This window comes from Anabaena sp. FACHB-83 (genome assembly GCF_014697485.1).
Classification (GTDB): Bacteria; Cyanobacteriota; Cyanobacteriia; order Cyanobacteriales; family Nostocaceae; genus Nostoc_B.
The window spans coordinates 1-18,046 of record NZ_JACJRY010000041.1 but is presented as its reverse complement, the minus strand read 5'-3'; the positions used below and the strand labels follow the sequence as shown (position 1 = coordinate 18,046).

General features: G+C 39.6%; 13 protein-coding genes. 7 read left to right on the top strand and 6 right to left on the bottom strand.

What is annotated here, in order from left to right:
- Positions 1-64: 64 nt before the first annotated feature.
- Positions 65-1,030, bottom strand: coding sequence for a CRISPR-associated protein Csx3 (locus H6G79_RS28930; RefSeq protein ID WP_190593452.1), 966 nt, complete (start codon positions 1,028-1,030; stop codon positions 65-67).
- 102 nt (positions 1,031-1,132) lie between these two features.
- Here H6G79_RS28930 and H6G79_RS28925 point away from each other — a divergent pair, with 102 nt between their 5' ends.
- Positions 1,133-1,882 (top strand): DUF4351 domain-containing protein, encoded by a 750-nt coding sequence (locus tag H6G79_RS28925; RefSeq protein WP_190593450.1) that lies wholly within the window; start codon positions 1,133-1,135, stop codon positions 1,880-1,882.
- A gap of 1,100 nt (positions 1,883-2,982) precedes the next feature.
- Here H6G79_RS28925 and H6G79_RS28920 read toward each other — a convergent pair.
- Positions 2,983-3,606: a CRISPR-associated protein gene (locus H6G79_RS28920; RefSeq protein WP_190593448.1), complete on the bottom strand. Its 624-nt coding sequence runs from the start codon at positions 3,604-3,606 to the stop codon at positions 2,983-2,985.
- A gap of 28 nt (positions 3,607-3,634) precedes the next feature.
- Positions 3,635-4,018 carry a nuclear transport factor 2 family protein gene (locus tag H6G79_RS28915; RefSeq protein WP_190593446.1) on the bottom strand — a complete coding sequence of 128 codons (384 nt, stop codon included), beginning with the start codon at positions 4,016-4,018 and terminating at the stop codon, positions 3,635-3,637.
- A gap of 289 nt (positions 4,019-4,307) precedes the next feature.
- On the opposite strand from H6G79_RS28915, the gene H6G79_RS28910 reads away from it, so the two are divergent.
- The 3 genes from H6G79_RS28910 to H6G79_RS28900 all read left to right on the top strand — a co-directional run bounded on the left by H6G79_RS28910 (position 4,308) and on the right by H6G79_RS28900 (position 8,767).
- Entirely contained in the window at positions 4,308-6,530 is a 2,223-nt protein-coding gene (locus H6G79_RS28910; protein WP_190593444.1) for a CHASE2 domain-containing protein, read from the top strand.
- 167 nt (positions 6,531-6,697) lie between these two features.
- Positions 6,698-7,729 (top strand): VOC family protein, encoded by a 1,032-nt coding sequence (locus tag H6G79_RS28905; protein WP_190593442.1) that lies wholly within the window; start codon positions 6,698-6,700, stop codon positions 7,727-7,729.
- Between the two features lie 627 nt (positions 7,730-8,356).
- Positions 8,357-8,767, top strand: coding sequence for a hypothetical protein (locus tag H6G79_RS28900; protein WP_190593440.1), 411 nt, complete (start codon positions 8,357-8,359; stop codon positions 8,765-8,767).
- Positions 8,768-9,207: 440 nt separating this feature from the next.
- On the opposite strand, the gene H6G79_RS28895 is transcribed toward H6G79_RS28900, so the two are convergent.
- A complete protein-coding gene (locus H6G79_RS28895; RefSeq protein WP_190593438.1) occupies positions 9,208-11,424 on the bottom strand; it encodes a family 10 glycosylhydrolase in 2,217 nt (738 codons plus the stop codon).
- Complete coding sequence (locus H6G79_RS37505) at positions 11,424-11,558, bottom strand: hypothetical protein (protein ID WP_277877369.1); 135 nt, start codon at positions 11,556-11,558, stop codon at positions 11,424-11,426. Before H6G79_RS37505 ends, H6G79_RS28895 begins: the two co-directional genes overlap by 1 nt.
- Positions 11,559-12,152: 594 nt before the next feature.
- Between H6G79_RS37505 and H6G79_RS28890 the strand changes: the two genes are divergently transcribed.
- Positions 12,153-13,385 carry a glycosyltransferase family 4 protein gene (locus tag H6G79_RS28890; RefSeq protein WP_190593436.1) on the top strand — a complete coding sequence of 411 codons (1,233 nt, stop codon included), beginning with the start codon at positions 12,153-12,155 and terminating at the stop codon, positions 13,383-13,385.
- A gap of 192 nt (positions 13,386-13,577) precedes the next feature.
- On the opposite strand, the gene H6G79_RS28885 is transcribed toward H6G79_RS28890, so the two are convergent.
- The gene (locus tag H6G79_RS28885) at positions 13,578-13,901 is read right to left on the bottom strand and encodes a hypothetical protein (RefSeq protein ID WP_190593434.1); all 324 of its coding nucleotides are present in this window, start codon (positions 13,899-13,901) and stop codon (positions 13,578-13,580) included.
- A 616-nt stretch (positions 13,902-14,517) separates the two neighbouring features.
- Here H6G79_RS28885 and H6G79_RS28880 point away from each other — a divergent pair.
- Together H6G79_RS28880 and H6G79_RS28875 are read left to right on the top strand one after the other, a co-directional pair.
- Positions 14,518-15,795, top strand: a complete 1,278-nt coding sequence (locus tag H6G79_RS28880) for a hypothetical protein (RefSeq protein WP_190593432.1) — start codon at positions 14,518-14,520, stop codon at positions 15,793-15,795.
- A 1,000-nt stretch (positions 15,796-16,795) separates the two neighbouring features.
- Positions 16,796-17,962 carry a PAS domain S-box protein gene (locus H6G79_RS28875; RefSeq protein ID WP_190593430.1) on the top strand — a complete coding sequence of 389 codons (1,167 nt, stop codon included), beginning with the start codon at positions 16,796-16,798 and terminating at the stop codon, positions 17,960-17,962.
- The last annotated feature ends 84 nt before the right edge of the window (positions 17,963-18,046 follow it).

Here is an 18,046-nt window from a genome sequence, read left to right as displayed (position 1 = left end):
AAAACGCGATATTACTTTCTAAAATAGTCGCTTTTAGCACTCAATTACATCAATTTATGATGAATTAACACTTCGTCAAATGAATTAATACCTCAGCTAAAATATTTACCATTGGACGAGTTGATAAATTTTCGCCCCGCTTTAAACCATGCACACTACCTGTAAGTAATGGTGCTGTTTCTAACAGCTTATTTGTATTTTCTTGCCAATTATGAGCTAGAAAAACTTCGTCCTTTTCTGCATCTAATTGGCTGTGAATTTTGGCAATTACTTTTAATCCTAGTTTATGACAAAATTCTTCCCACTCAGCAAATTTGTCTATTTTTCCTGATAAGATAACTGCGTGGGTTGCTGGCTGCATAATTAGCTCATTTTCTGGTGTGATTTTACCACCAACGTCAATAATATTAATTAGCTGATTAGCACTTTCAACCCAATTAGCTGCTTTTTGGGTAAATTCTGGGGTAAAATCGGCTTTATTGATGTATTTGGTAGTTTTAGCTAGTTCTTCATCATTTTCATAAGCTTCTTGATGCCATGAACCTTCGCCATCAGGACAAGCTGTAATGACATAAGGATAAGGTGCGCCTAAATTGCCTAAAATAGTCTTTTTTAGTCCATCTCGCAAACATGATTTACCAGAATTCTGCGGGCCGCACAATACCACTTTGATAGTTGAACGCACGGGTTGGGGTTCTTTAGTTTCGATTAAATCACCAACTTTGTATTCTGTGGAACCGTGGGAAATGGTGACTATATAAGTTTTGTATCCTGGTGTGCCAATTTTGGGATCTAGAACAGCGATCGCCTGATATAAATGTGATAGTTTATGCGCCATCACATAAGCTACAGGTACAGATTGCGGCCCGTCAATCAATAGGCGATTTCCCCCAGGAATTTGCCCAGAATCTATCATCTGTTCTAATAATTCTAGAGCGTCGCGCACAATGCGATCGCCCTGCGCGGGTAAAACTCGATTAAATCCCACCCGCAAAACTTCGCCTTCTAAACTGATTTGGTAGCTGTGCATAGATAATTGCGATCGTTCAACAACAGTTTTACTATTGCATACGTGTGGAAACGGTGTTTTCCCCAAAAATTCCTTTGATAAAAATCAGGCGTAATCCTTGAGATGGCAGAATATGACAACCTGTGTAAAATCCTGGCGGAAACATATCCCCGTGATTTTATCCGTTGGTTATTAAATCAAGAACCGCAAAAAATTGAAATCCTCAAAACAGAATTGAGTATCGAACCAATCCGTGCTGATTCCGTGACGTTTCTGCAAACAGAAAATCGCATCTTGCATTTAGAATTTCAGACCACAATCAAATCTCAAACACCAATCGCTCTGCGGATGCTAGATTATTACGTCAGATTAACACGTAAATATCAAGTTCCGGTCACACAAGTAGTTATTTTTCTACAAGAGACAACAGATCCAATTGCTTTTACATCAAAATATGTTAGTGAAGTTACAACCCACCGTTATCAAATTATCCGAATGTGGGAGCAAGATTCAGCATTATTTCTTAGCAATCTAGGGTTATTACCTCTAGCACCATTAACGCAAACAGATTCAGCCCCAGTGTTATTATCCCAGGTTGCTCAAGAAATTGCTAAAATTCCAGATATCGAGACTAGACAAAATACTGCTGCTTACACAGAGATTTTAGCAGGGTTAAAGTATGAACAAGGTTTAATTCTTCAATTATTACGAGAGGAGATTATGCAAGAGTCAGTAATTTATCAGCATATATTTCAGAAGGGTGAACAAAAGGGTGAAATTAAATTCTGTTTGTTATTACTAAATGAACGATTTGGTGAAATTGATTCGTCAATTATTGAGCGAATTCAAGTTTTAAATAAAGAAAAGCTATAGCAATCCTAAATGATACATGAGAGTTCAATAAGCCTCAAATGCTTATAAAACAAGGATTTTTGTCTACGTATTTTCTCACAATTGGGGTAGGATTGCTATAGAAGCTTTAGGCAGAGCTATCCTCAGATTTTCATCGCTGCCTGATTTAGTAGTTTGGTTAAATCAACAAGAAAATATTTGATTTATCAAAATATCAATAATAGATAAACAAAAGAGGTTAGATATATTAGTATCTAACCTCTTTTTTAGTTATCAGAACTACAAAATTCAAGCTTCTAATTTTGAGTTACAAACTATTCTGATTTAACCCAATCGGTAGGGGGAAAAAATCTCCAATGACGAGAATGTCAACTGGTTGTTTCCAACTATTCCGATTTGACCCAATCGGTAGGGTTTAATAGAGCATTCCAAAAAGCATTAGAGGTTTCCAACTATTCCGATTTGACCCAATCGGTAGGGTTTAATAGAGCATTCCAAAAAGCATTAGAGGTTTCCAACTATTCCGATTTGACCCAATCGGTAGGGTTCTATGGCTCGGATTCTTGATGCTTTACCTGCGGTTTCCAACTATTCCGATTTGACCCAATCGGTAGGGTTTGGAGAGGCAGTTCATCTGATTTTCAAAAGGTTTCCAACTATTCCGATTTGACCCAATCGGTAGGGAGTTCGTCTAGGAGCCTTTACCCAGTAAGAGTTTCAGCCGCCAAATCGACGCATCTCTAAAATCATTATAAATCATCAGGGAAAATTGACCAAAACACATACCTCAAACCCTTGCCCTGTAAGCAGTCGACGCATCTCAACGAAAAATATAGGGTTTCGGCGATTTGGCGAGATGCGTCGATGAACAATAAAAAACTCTGTGAAAACGCCTCAAACCTAGTAGTCCACCAACCCAATATTGCTGTGTAGACCCTGTAAGGGAGCAAGGGAGCAGGGGAGCAGGGGAGAATGAAGGTACTCTCCCCTCTGCCCCGAAGCCCCTCTGCCCCGAAGCCTCTTCTCTCTCCTCTGCCCCTCTGCCCCTCTGCCAGCCACCACGCAAAGTTATCTTGGCAGACTACTAGATATAACAGTAATTTTACAAAAATTTAGCTAATCTATTTGCGGAACTGCTGCTTGAGAGTAATTTCAATGGGGTTGAAAGAACGTCCTGTTACTTGTCCATCTTGTAATTCGGCTGGGGTGTATTGTAAGGGACTTTGTACAGATAAAGAAGCAAGTACCATACCAACACTAGCTTGGGCAGTCATCCCTGTAAAATCTGCGATCGCATCTTCCATTGTCCATCCAGAGGGCAGGCTTTTATAAATTTTTCGCACAACGTGATAAAACTCTAGAGGGTCGTAGATATCATTAACTACGATTGGTTCAGCAATTGTTAATTTAGAAAAGTCTTGTTTTAACTTTTTGGCAATATCAATTGACTGGGTAGAACAAATCAACCAGCAACATTCTAATTGTGGCAGATGATATTCTAAGGCTTTGCGACAAGGTTCATCTCGGCTGACTAATAACAAGAGTCCTTTGTGCTTTTTGGGTGGTAATTTGCCTAAATCAACTTCAGGCGATCGCATTTTAGCCAATGACTTAGCCAAAAACCACACCGAGAAAATAAAAATCAATACAGAACCCAAAGCAATTCCCACAGAGGCGTTTGTAGTCTCGCCAAAAATGTTAAATAAAATTTGGGTGAGTGCATTACCCAGCACAGATAAAAACATTGTGCCGATCTAACTACAGCCTCATTTCCTACCGCAACTGTGCTACCAATTGTTTGGGGTTCCAATAGGCGCGGGTTGTTTGAATTTTGCCGTCTTGGTTAATCTCAAAAATTGTGATTCCTTCAAAGCTGACTGATTTACCAGTTTTACTTACTCCTTGCATTGTCCACTTGACGGCTGCTTCATTAGCAGCGACAAAAATATGTTCAGTTGTTGCGGCTAGTTTCTCAAATACAGCTTGCAATTGCCCGATAAATCGGTGATAATCTTCCCGAATCTTGACTGGGGGTTCACCAACTGGGTCATGACTCACTGCATCTTCAGCAAAGTTCTCGATCCAGCCTTCTGGATTCATGGCGGTAATGTTGCTAAAGTAGTCTGCAATGATGGTTTCAATAGCGGTGCTTGACATGGCTGAGTTTTAGTAATGGAGAGGAGAAACGGATAGTTGACAATGAAAAATAGAGACAAGGGAGAGAGTTTTTCCCCACTTAGGATTGCAATAGATTATACAACCTATTATTTGCTGAACTTTATTCATTCATTAAACGGCAACATCCAGCCAAGTAAGCTGTTAAATTAAATAAAGCAAAGAATTAACGTCTGAAGATGAAGTGTAGAATTTCATCCTTCTGCCTCCCCCATCGACGGGAACCGCCAAGACGGGGACTGCCTCACCTCCTGCCTTCTACTACAACTCTGTGATTAGTGGAATATTACAATACCTGCGAACTGCCTTAACCCGAAATCAAGATTATCGTGACACCTTGACGAAGATTCACTGGTGGCGAATGGTTGTCGTCACTGGTGTGGGAGTTACCGCTTTGGTGTGGGGAATGCGGGAACTGAAGTGGTTACAACCTTGGGAGTTAAAGGCTTATGACCAAATGTTGCGATCGCGCCCTCCAGAACCACCAGATCCGCGACTATTAATAGTTACAATTACTGAAGAGGATTTGGCAAAATTCAAATGGCCATTATCTGATGCCACAATCAATCAGTTATTAACGAAACTTGAATCTTATCAACCCCGCGTTATTGGTTTAAATATTTATCGCTCAGATCAAGAAAATCTAGCGGCTGGAATTGCTAATCAGAAGAATATTGTTGCTACTTGTTTGTTAAGCAGTCAAGGTAGATCAGAAATTTCGCCACCGCCCAATTTTCCTATCGATAATGTTGGTTATAATGATTTACTTTCTGATAACCAGGAAGACCAAATTGTTCGCCGGAGTTTATTATTTGCCGACCCGACTAATAGCAATAAATGTGCAACGCAATTTTCCTTTGCGGGTTTAATGGCAATTATTTATTTAGAAAAACAAGGGATAAATGTAGATTTTGCAGAAAAATATTTCCATCTTGGTAAAACCACTTTCCCTATCCTCACTGCTAATTCTGGTAGTTATGTAGGGACAGATGCGGCTGGTTATCAAACATTATTAAATTATCGCCACCCTAATCACCTAGCGCAAACAGTTACTCTTTCTCAAGTTTTCAACAATCAAGTTAATCCCAACTGGGTCAAAGATAAGTTAGTCATTATTGGCACTACTGCTACTAGTATTTATCCTGGGGTATATACTCCCTACAGTGCTTCACCAGACCATCCCACTAGAACATCAAATTTATTTATTCATGCCCAAATAACCAGTCAAATTCTCAGTACGGTGTTAGATGGTAGACCATTAATTTGGTATTGGCCTGAGTGGCTGGAAATAATCTGGGTGTTGGCTTGGTCTTTGCTAGGTAGCTTTTTAGGCTGGCGGTGGGGACATCCCCTAATGCTGTTAGTTGTGGGAGGTGTAGTCCTCGCTTGTTTAATAGGAATTTGCGGGGGTTTATTTTTAATTGCTGCTTGGATACCCTTAATTCCCCCAGCGACGGCCTTTGTATTTAGTAGTGTGGGGATGTTGGTTTATACAGCGTACAACACCCAAAAGCAAACTAAATTAATTATTCAGCAAGTTGAACAACAACAAGAAGCGATCGCTCAATTAAATATTCTCTTACAAGAAACTACCTCCGCCGCAGAAGCGACTAAAATTATTGACCAACATACCCACGCCGCAGCCACAATTACACAACCCGAAAAAAGAACTGGTGATTTACTGTTGGGTGGACGTTACCAAATTTCCAGAGTGTTGGGCGCAGGCGGATTTGGACGTACTTATTTAGCCAAAGATACTCAACGTCCGGGTAGTCCTACTTGTGTTGTCAAACAATTAATGCCGGCACGCCGAGACCCAAAATTTTTAGAAGTCGCCCGCAGATTATTTAATACCGAAGCTGAAATTTTAGAAGCTTTAGGGAAACATCCGCAAATCCCCGCCTTGCTGGCTTATTTTGAAGACCAACAAGAATTTTATTTAGTCGAAGAATACATTGCTGGACATACACTCCACGAAGAATTAGCACCTGTATATGGCACAAAAACCGAAAATTTTGTGATTGAAATGCTCAAAGGTGTATTAGAAGTTTTAGCATTTGTCCATGAACATCGAGTAATTCACCGAGATATTAAACCACATAATATTATTAGAAGCAATCAAGATAATCGCTTAGTTTTAATTGATTTTGGTGCAGTGAAATTAATGCAGCCACCAACTAGTGAACAAACAGAATTACCCACAGTTGCTATTGGTACAAGGGGCTATGCACCACCAGAACAATTTGCCGGACATCCGCGCTTATCTAGTGATATTTATGCTTTGGGGATGATGGCAATTCAGGCGATTACTGGTATTTTGCCCCAAGAATTACAACCAGACCCAGACACAGGTAATATTATGTGGCAACCCAAAGCCCAAATCAGTGCTGAACTCAGAATAATTTTAGATAAAATGGTACGCTATCATTTTAGCGATCGCTATCAATCAGCCGCCGCAGTCCTCCAAGACTTAAACCAAATCACCGACAAATAAACTCTCTGTACCTCTCTGCATGACAGACACTTTGCTCAAGTCGGGGAACCCGCCCACGCAAGTGTCCTCCTCTGCGCCTCTGCGTCTCTGCGTGAGACAAAAAAATCCTGTTCCACCACCTGATTTCTGAATTAATATTATTTGGTTATATCTAAATTAAATTCACTATGACTCTCGAAAAAGAACCTAAAATAACAGGTATTTATGAAGTATGTATTGGGGTTCCCGACCCAATTTTTGCCATTCAATATTGGGAACAATTTGGTTATCGTATTGGGCAAGTTGGTCAATTACCTGCGGCGATAGCCTATCAATTATATGGTGTAAATTCTGCTGTGCGTTCCATTCGCTTATATCATCAAAACGCAGATCATGGGTTGATTCGGTTGATGGTTTGGCAAAATCCCACTAATCAAGGTTTGGGGTTAGCATCTATGAAAACCAAGGGAAATCGTTGGGCAACTACCCTCACCTCTGATATTTTAACAATTTTAAATCATGCCGAAGAAGCCAAAGCGGCTGGTTTCTCAGTGCGTTATAGTATTCCCTACTGGGAAGTAATTTACAACAAAGAACGCAAAAGCCGCCCTTTTATCGACCAAACTGTTGGGGTGCGAGAAATGTTACTACTGCAACCCTTAACTCGACAAGTTTTGTTTCAAAGATTTGGTTACACCATCCCAAATTACGGACATATCAACGAAGCATCGGTATTTAAAACCAGCCAATTTACTCATATAGGGATTATTGTTCAAGACGATAGCAAAACTAGCCTGAAGTTTTATGAGGAAGTTTTAGGTTTGTTGCGTGTGCGCGATGATGTGGAAACTAGCTATGATTCTTCAGCCGCAGGTCGAGATTTATTCGACCTCAAGCCAGGGGAAAAATTTATCGTCACAACCTTTGATGATCCCCGTTCTTCCCAAACTGACTTAATGGCGGCGCGGAGTGGGAGACTTTATATAATTCGCTTTCCCGAAGCGATGAACGTAGAATCACGGTTTGAAGCCGCCCAACCAGGAAGTTTAGGAATGTCGTTGTATACTTACCGTGTGCAGCACATCGATGAATACTGCGATCGCATCAAATCCAGTCAGGTGCTAAACTTTACAAATATCATCGAAAATGAGTTTCGAGAAAAAAGTTTTTCTTTCACCGCACCAGACGGCTATTTCTGGAATTTAGTAGAGAATGTGTAGACACAGAGTAGGAAAGAAGCCTTATCTACGTGTACTGATTTTTTTCATAAATCAACTATGAGTTCTAGATGATTTTTAAAATTACCATGAATTCTGAATTGTTCTTTGTAAAAAAACTGTTTTTTTCCGCCATTTTGGCAACTTGAAACTAGTCAATATTGCTATGCTAATAACAAGAAAAACATCCTAAATTAGAGCAATATTAATTTTTCCTCTGGTGACAACCGTAAAAACCAGGGGATTTTTTATAACAGGTGCAGGTTACATCTTAAAAAATGCTTCCTCCAAACCCGAATTTCTCACGTATGGGTAGCGGGTGTGGAGAGAGGGGAGTGTGGGGAGTGTGGGAAGAGAGGGGAGAGAGGGGAGTGTGGGGAGTGTGGGGAGAAAGATTTTTTCACCATCCTCCCACACTTCCCACCCCTCCCACACCCCTGGATTTCTCACAAGAGAGAAATCCAGGCAAAGCCTGAGCCTATTTTATTAGCCCAAATTTTTGCCAAGCTTACTTGATTGGGAAGTATTCATCCCATTGTTACAGGCTTGGAACCCTCGCAAATTGGCAGAGGTATTGCTAAAATAAATCATAAAGTATTCAATATCTTCATTCAAGCCAGCCAAATCTAAGTGAAATCAACACAAATGCTGCGCCTGATATCACTAAACATTTTTAAAAGACCGAGCTTCCCACCCGTCCTGTCTAATGAAGTGGAACTATTGAAGGCAGCAATCACTAACGCTAAACAAAGAGGACTCGATCCACAACATACGCCAGAAGTACAGAATATTGTTAGACGTATGATAACCTTGATGCCGTTTGTCGAGAAATTTCGAGAACTAGAACAGGTAGTATGCGTATACTCTTCTCTTAGGGAAACACAGCCATTCGATGCGCCTGAAGTTGAAGCAGCAGGGAAACGAATTAATTTAGTTAACAATGAATTGCTTACCGACAGGCGTTATCGGCGTTTTTACCAATCTCTTCAGTGTTTAGAAATATATGAGCTACCGTTTTCAAGAGAAAATACCTCTCAATAATTACTTAAACAAAAATTCCGCCAAAATGTAGGCTAAATTAGCTTTAATAAGCGGCAAATGCTCTTATGTATGCAAGTTCAAAACGGCTACTTCTCAGTCTGTACTGTCCAAAAATTTCTGTTACCAAAATTGTTACGAGCATACAGCAAACTAGTTAGTTACCGTATTATGAGATTTAGTTAAGCTCCTCATACCACACCGAAAGCCGTGCAACTTAGAATTGCATCGGCTTTTTTCTTTTCGTTACACCCTCACACCCAATACGGTTCGGATAAGAAACTTACTTGTGTAGGCAAGCAAGGGTGCAGGGGTGCAGGGGTGAAAGGGGGAACGAAGGTACGCTCTCCCCTGCACCTGAAGCTCCTCCGCCCCCCTGCTCACCTCAACAGATACATTTGTTAACCGAACCGTATTGCCTTCACACCTCTACGTAAGTCTTGTTAACGGCGAACACGAAACCCCTGTTGTCCATTAATTGCGTCAAAAAGAACATCGTATCGATCAAAAAATCCAATACCACTATTCACAAATACAGGCTGTTCAGCTTGGGTAGAAATCGCAATATTCCACAAATTAAACCCATCACGGTTGCCTGGAACTAAACTGTAATCCAAAACTTGAGGAATAGCTATTTTAACAGTGTTTTCTGGGCGTAACCTTCCGGGTTTAAGTTTGCCTGAGAGGTTTGGGGACTTCAACTCAACAAAACCACTTGTATTTCTAGAGTCAGTCACCATTCTGCTGTTACAGCTATTTTTCATCGCACTACCAGAGATAGTTAAACAGACGGCGTTAAGTCTAGAGTCCCATCTATTGCCAGGTATACCATCAATTGCAGGTTGCGCCTTCAGGGAAATCATCTTAAAACCTGCGCGATTTTTTTCGGTCAAGCCAAGGGTGAGACTACCACTATTATTAGTACCACCATTACCTGTGACGATCGCTCCGTTACTCAAATTTCCTGGTAATTTTCTCAACGGGTTATAAGGAAGTGACCGTTCAAAATAATTGACACCGATAATACCGGAAAACGCTGTACTACTTTTCGCCGAACAATTTGGTTTTTGGCTAGTACATTTGCGGCTAGTCACAACCTGTACCGGAACAGGTTCTTCAGCAGTCAGGAAACCAATTCGGAAATTGGTATAAACTAATTCTCCTTCTAAGATTGTCCCATCACTCAATACTTCCTTGACAACTTGACCTGTTTTGCGGATGGGAGCATTCCCGAAAAATTCTGGAGGTACTCTTAAACCTGCTGAACCTGTATCTAACAAAACACGTCTCGGTCGCCCGTTGGCTACAGATATTTCTAAAAAATAGCCTCGACTTGCTTGACTAACGGAACCTTTAGTATATAAAGGGACTGATATCGTATCAAAAGTAGGCTTGCGACGGGTAATTTGAGAAGTATCCCGCAACGCAGGGTTAGCAAAAACTTCTAAAAATCCAGCTTGTCGCTGCGCCACAGGTTCAGGTGCAATATCCCACAAACTTTCATAGTAGAAAAACACAGCACCCAAACCGCGTTGTTGAGCCGCCCGGACTTGAGACTGAATTTGTTGTAGAGAAACTGGGCGATTTCGCAACCCTGTCATAATACCTATGCCAGTCGGTATATATTGTTGTGTTTCAATAATTTCTGGGCGAGTAATTTGGCTGATAAAAGCTTCTAATTCGTTACGATAAACTTGCATTACTAGCTCGTCTACAATACCCAATCTCACCCAATTCAGCCAGTCTTGCAGTTGAAATTTATAAGCAAAATCATAGTAATTCGGCGAAACAGAAATAATTGCATTAGGCTTGATTTGTTTCACCGCTTGATAAAGTTGGAGCATGAATGCTGTAATTTTATCCGCCCGCCATTGCACCCATGCTTGGGCTTGAGGGTTGGGGGGAGGTGGATTGCCAGTTTCTTCGGTATATAGTTTTATCGTGTAACTGTCGTAACCAAAATCCACAGGCAAACTCATGTGGTCATCAAATTGAATCCCATCAGCGTTGTATTTGGTAATGATTTCAACTACAAGGTCAGTAATAAATTTTTGGACTTCAGGATGGAAAGGATTAAACCAAGCTACTTCACCCGCCGCAGTAATTGAAGTTTGAGTTCCATCTTGCTTTTGTGTCAGCCAATTTGGGTGAGCGGATGCTAATTCTGAAGTTAAGGGAACCATAAACCCAAATTCAAACCAAGGTATAGTGACTAATCCTTGGCGACGGCCTTGGTTAATAATGTCAGCAATAATATCTTGTCCTTCTGCACCTTTGAAGAAAAAGGGAATACCCTGCTGTTGTGCTACTGCACTGGGATATTTTGTATAACCATCATTCCAGACGACGGGATAGACTGTGTTAAAGTTCAACCGCCGCAATTGAGCCATTGTATCCTGCACTTTGGCTTGATACTTCATAATATCGAAGTCGTTATTAGTCAACCAAACTCCGCGAATTTGTTGGCGGGGTGACTCAGATATTTGAGCATTTGTCGGTGTCCAATTGCCTAAAAATACCACTATGCTGAATGAGGCGATAAACAAAACTGGTAGGAGACGCTGAATTGAGCGCCAGTTTAAAAATTGCCTAAATTTAGTCAATAACTGAGCTACCCAAGCATGAATTTTTAAGCTTTGGTATGGGAAAAATTGCAACATTAGTCAGCAGTTGTACTTAAGTTATGAAAGTTATAGCAGAAGGCTGGAGGCAGTGGTTCGGCTTCGCTCACCAACCAGGCAGGAGGAAAAGTCTTACTGTTCGTGGCATTCCAGCTTTCAAATTGTCCTAACATATCTGACTACCGCTATATTTATAACATTTAACTTGGATGCAGCAGTCAAATAACTGCACTAGTCAAACTAATGCACATTTGACGTAGTTAACAGTTTTTTTGTTCACGACTGATATGGAATTGCTAGTAATCCTACATGAGTTGTGAAAAATATAAATAAGGAAACGAACCGCCCTCCGGGTGACGCTCCTGCGTCGCTAACGCTGCGTTAACAGCAGTTCCTCATGGGGGAAACCCCCAAGACCGGACTGCTTCACCAAGAACGCCTTCGCGTAGCGTCTCGTAGAGAAGGACGCAAAGCTAAGAAAGAAGAAAGAAGAAATATAGAAATTTCATAAATGATTTAGGACTGCTATGTGATGGGGAAGAATCGCCAAACTCAACAACTTAATTCTTATTAGCAGTAATGATATAAAGTATCGGTTAATTATTCATTTTTTTTGCTGATCAATTGACTTGGAATGGACTGAATCAAATGATGATTATTCCCAGAGTATCATCAGCTTACATTTTACAAAATAAGAGTTAAAGTATTATCGATTAACGCCATAACTGCATCACAATTACTATTCAAAAAAGGAGCAGCAAAATTATATGCGGATATTAATGCTATCGTCTACATTTCCCTACCCGCCCAGTCGTGGAGGAACAGAAATTAGAACTTTTAATTTACTGCGATATCTTCAATATAACCACGACATAACGTTAATTACACAGAGTAACAAGGAAACAACATCAGCCGAGATAGAGGAATTACGGAAATATGTGAGTGAATTGATTGTTTTTCCTTTACCGCCGGAACCCCAAGAAAAAAATGCGATCGCTCGTTTAGTCGGTAAAACAGTCCGGTTTTTAGAGTCGGTACTCAAAGCCACACCGCCAAATGTACTCCATCGCTATTCTCCAGAGATTCAAGCTTGGGTTGATGAATATGTCCGCGCCAGGAAGTGCGATGTAATTACTTGTGAACATAGCGTCAATGAAATTTATATTCAGCCAGACTACCGTCATCTAGTAAATACGGTGGTTGATGTTCACAGTTCTGTTTACGGCTGGATTCGTGATCATTTAGAAATGGGTGCGGCGCAAAATGCAACGCGCGATCGCCTTTATTTGTCTCTGGTTCTCAAACGCTACGAACAGCGTTATTGTAATAAGTTTTCTAACATTGTGGTGACAACCCAAGACGATCGCCAAGAATTTCTCAAACTGCGTCCTGATCTGGAAATTAAAGTGATTCCCAACGGCGTGGATTTAGAATTGTTTCCCTGTCGTCAACAAGACCCAGGCGGACATAAATTAATTTTTGTGGGTGCTATGGATGCTTCACATAATATTGATGCAGCATGTTTTTTTGCTGTTGAAGTTTTACCGCAATTACAAAAACATTATCCAGACACCACCTTTAGTATTGTTGGTGCTAGACCAACTCCCGAAGTTTTAGAGTTAAATAATCTTCCTGGTGTGATTGTAACTGGGCGTGTGGCTTCAATGGCAGAATCTTTACACCAGTCTACAGTGTGTGTAGTCCCGCTCCGCACTGGTTTTGGCATTAAAAATAAAACCTTGGAAGCAATGGCCGCAGGTGTACCTGTTGTAGCCAGCGATCGCGGTTTGGAAGGATTAGCTGTAGATATTGCAGATCAACCACTACGCGCTTTGAGAGCTAACACTCCAGCAGAATATGTCACAGCTATTAGTCAATTATTTGATCATCCCCAACTGCGTTCAGAATTATCTGAACAAGGTAGACAATTAGTAGAAACAGAATTCACCTGGGATATTGCTGGAAAACGTTATGAACAAGTTCTGCTACAGCAGTCTTAATACAGCGTTTTTCGATTGAGTACAGGAACGGAACCCAACATTTTCAAGGCTTTGTTGGGTTACGCTATCGCTACACCCAACCTACTATTCTCTTAACTGAACCGTATTGTATTATAAATTATGTATAAATAAATAAATCCCCGACTTAATCACAAAGTCGGGGATTTGAGTTAATTAAATTCAACTTTAATTCTACTGCCGCATCGAAGGAGCCGCAAAAATTCTACTGTTGATGGGAACGCGAAATGTCGGCTGAGGCTTGGTAGGGTTATTAGTTACCGCAACTGTATTCTCAGCAGTTTCAGATACAGTTGTTGATTTAACACTTGCAGAATTGTCTGCATTATCAACTAGCGATCGCTCATCATTCGTCAATGATGTATTTTCAGATGAAACATTACTATCTAATTCAGTTGCTTTAGCTTCTGTGTTAACTTGAGCGCGACAAGGAATGCAAATAAAACTAGAGACTACACTTAAAAGTAGTGCTAGTAAAGGACAAGTATATTGTTTCATTGCAGTGGTTTAGTGTTGGTTGGACTTCAGATTAGTGTTGCGTTGTGCTATTAAATTTCCGAGTTTTATCTTCATAAATAAGACAGAATAAGTGCTGCTATTTAAAAGCAATCTTTGAAATAAAACTCATCTAAAAAACAATTAGAAAATCAACTGATAGATGCACACTGATATAATAAATATGGGATTGATTCACAACTTGGAGCAACGCAACTATCAGCAATACTAAGAGAATAGTTAGTCATCTCTGAAGAGCAAAATTACGTATTTTACTACGTCTATTAATATTTATCAGGCTGCAATTTATTCGCATATTTAAGGATTGACAGGGTATCAATATATAAAGTTTTTATCAATAATTATGTTGATTATGTTATCTACATCAAGTTTTGATTAACCATTAATCAATAGACGTATATCAGCTTGATCAAGTTTGATTAAAAGCAGAAACTTTAAAATTGGATATAAAGTCTTTATATTGAATAGCTACTCACTCAAATTTCCATTTGGCGATCGCAACCGGAGTTGAGTTATAAACATAACATCTGAATCTGCTGATTTAGACTCACAAAATAAATGTCTTTTAGTACTGCAATTTCTATTTATCTAGGAATATATGACATTGAAAAACTTCACAAAAGCCTTTGTTCTGAGTTTGGTGATTGTAAACTTTTGGTCAACCGCCCAAGCACAAACATCAACTAGTGAAACTGCTGCACTATCTCAAGAAGTGACTGTGCTGCGAAAACAGGGAAGCCAGGGATTGCAAAAATTCCTCAATACTCACAAAACTGAACTCAATACAAGTTCTTCCGGTGCAGTTGTGCCAAATCCGCAAATTCGCGCCGCCTTAGATCAACTTTGTCAACAGCGAGATTGTTATGCTTCGCGGTTGTATTGGTACACTGACTTAGAAGCAGCCAAAGCCGCCGCCAAGGCTAGTGGTAAACCTATTTTATCTCTGCGGTTGTTAGGCAGGCTAGATCAAGATTTAAGCTGTGCCAATAGTCGGTTTTTTCGTGTAGCACTATATCCCAATGCGGCAATTTCTCAAGCTTTACAAAATCGTTTTATTTTACATTGGCAATCAGTCAGACCTGTACCCAAAGTGACCATTGATTTTGGGGATGGTCGCAAACTAGAACGAACCATTACAGGCAACAGCATTCACTATATATTAGATGCTTCTGGTCGTCCGATTGATGCCATTCCGGGACTGTACGGCCCCAAAGCTTTTTTACGCCAGCTACAACAAGCTGAAGTTGCAGCCAAAGAATACAGTAAACTTCCTACTGCTCAACGTCAGGCTTTTTTAAGGAAATACCATAGCGATCGCCTAAATGCAATCCAAACTCAATGGACTGCTGATTTATCCCGCTTGGGGATTCAAACTCCTCCGAGATTAGTAGATAACCCATCACCCACAGCAGAAGTCGCAGGTTCTTTGGCGGTAACAAAAATGGCCGTCGAAACTCCGATGCTGAGTGCTTTACGTCCTGGTGCGGAAGCAAATCGCAATAACTTAGCAGCAATTACCGACCAAGAAGCTTGGAATAAAATTGCTCAACTTTATGCCACTGATGCCAAACTCGATCAAAATAGCATCGCTTTAATCAGCGCCAAAAAATTCTCATCAACCAAAACTGAATCTGAAAATTTGCAAAAAATCGTCAATCAATTTGAAAATTTGATGGCTTTAGATTCCATCAGAAATGAATATATGTTGCATAGCCAAATTCATCAATGGTTTACCCAAGAAGCCCAAACTAGTGATGTAGCCGAATTGAATGAGAAAGTTTACGCGCAACTTTTTTTGACTCCTAGTTCTGACCCCTGGTTAGGACTTTTAGCCAACGATAGCTATAGTGCTATTGATAATGATGGTTTACGGTAAGCTATTAAGCACTTAGTTTGCAGTTTAGACCGCAGGGGAGCAGAGGGGCAGAGGAGAGAGTTTAAGTCATTTATGTACAATTTCAATAGTGCAGCTTATATCCTGATTAGCTTAGTATAAGCTTGGCTATTGGTAAAGCTATACCTGCGGTAGTAGTGTGTTTATTCTTTTGATAGAAGTTAGCGATAAGATTCACAACTATCGTTGAGCTAAAGCAGTTCTACATCATTTGTAAATAACAGTATCCCCGATTTATCAACAGTCGGGGAGCTAAAATGATTATTTTGAATACTGAGAAAGTATCTCATAAATATTTATTTGTGCGATCGCAGTCTCATTTTAGCCACTTTATTACAGATTTTTGAGCCAATTCTAAACTTTTATCACAAAAGTAAAAGCAATAACTACTAGTAGGCTGTAATATAAATTTAGACTGAATCTATGTTCATGGATTATCCTAAATCCTAAAAAATGCTCAATATTAAATATATAAAAGTTCTATTTGATATGTGAACAAAAGTGACAAGATAGGCAAGGCAAAAATTGATAAATTATTTGGTAATATTATATATGAAATATGATAATTGACCTAACTTTATCAAATAGCCAAGTCTCCATAAATAAACTATCTGTAGTATCTTGATGAGCATAAATTAAAAATAATCAATTCTAATATTTCAAATAAATCTAATACTAAATATCTCTGATAAAAAGCATCATTACGCAGTTTATCAGACCAATTATGTTGGTTAATAGAATCCTTAAATTTTGATGTTCTTGATATATGCAAGCAGATAGCACAATACGGTTCAGATAAGAAACCTAAATCACCACAAAACCAAAAAATAATGACTCAACAAAAAACGAAAGAATAATTTTGGAGGGGGTTTGGGGGAGCATCCCCCAAATCTTGCTCATTATCTAATAGGTAGAGCAGAAATTGAGAAATCAAATCTCATCTCATTAACTGAACCGTATTGGCAAATAGCAGGACGACAAGATGAATATAAAATTATTTATCAAACGTTTAGAAGCCTTGCACAAACCTCTAGCAGATTTGCACCAAACTGCTAGTATTTTACCTTGGATTCCTGCCGATATGCTACCCCAGGCTTATCAAGAACTTTATAGTAATTCCAAGATGTTACAGTTAGCAGCAAAAGAACTGTATCAGCAAAATGAAGCACTTAAAGAAACACAAATTTTACTGGAAACCGAACGCCAAAATTACCAAAATTTATTTGAGTATGCGCCAGATGGCTCTTTAGTCACTGATAAAGCGGGGATTATTCAAAACGCCAACATAGCTGCAACGAAATTACTGAACATTCCCAAAAAATTTCTCATCGGCAAAGCTATAATTCAATTTGTTTGTTTAGAAGAAAGACAGCACTTTCGCCAAGAACTCCATCAGCTATATCAAGCAGATAGAACAAAAGAGTTAATTATTCGCTTGCAACAACGTCATGGCGAGTATTTTGACGCAGCTTTCACAGTCAGAGTCATCCGTAACCCGGAAGGTAAGGCTATTAATTTACTCTGGTTACTGCGGAATATTAGCGATCGCCAGCAAACAGAATTACAATCAACCGAGAGTTACAGCGAGTTCATCCAAAATCGCCCTCGATACAAATATTCTAAAGGTGAAACGATTCCTCTCAATAACTCAGTGGTTTGGTATATTTTCCAAGGTTTAGTCAAACTCAGTACATTTTGTGAAACTGGCGAAGAAATCTTGTTAGGATTGGCAAAAACACAAATGGTGTTTGGTTCTGGGATGACTTCTCTATCCATTTACCAAGCTACTGCTTTATCAGATGTGGAGTTAGTACCAATTTATCTGTCAGAACTATCAGTTACACCAGCATTGAGTCATAGTTTGTTACCCAAAATCAATCAACGATTACAACAAACAGAATCATTTTTAGTCATCTCCAAAAAGCAATTAGTCGAAGACCGTTTACAACATTTATTAGAACTTCTCAAACAGGAAATTGGTGAACCAGTAGAAGAAGGGACTCGCTTAAGCGTCCGCTTGACTCATGAAGATATAGCAAGTGCTTGCGGTACTACCAGAGTTACCATTACAAGATTGTTAGGAAAATTACAACAACAAGGTTTAATTAGTATTGATGCTAACAATACCTTCGCCAAAATAAGAGGATGAAGAGAGAGGGCTGATGTAGTAGAGTTATTGTCTTCCCAAACGACAACTCAAAAGCCACAACAAGCCCATGCCCGATATCTTATC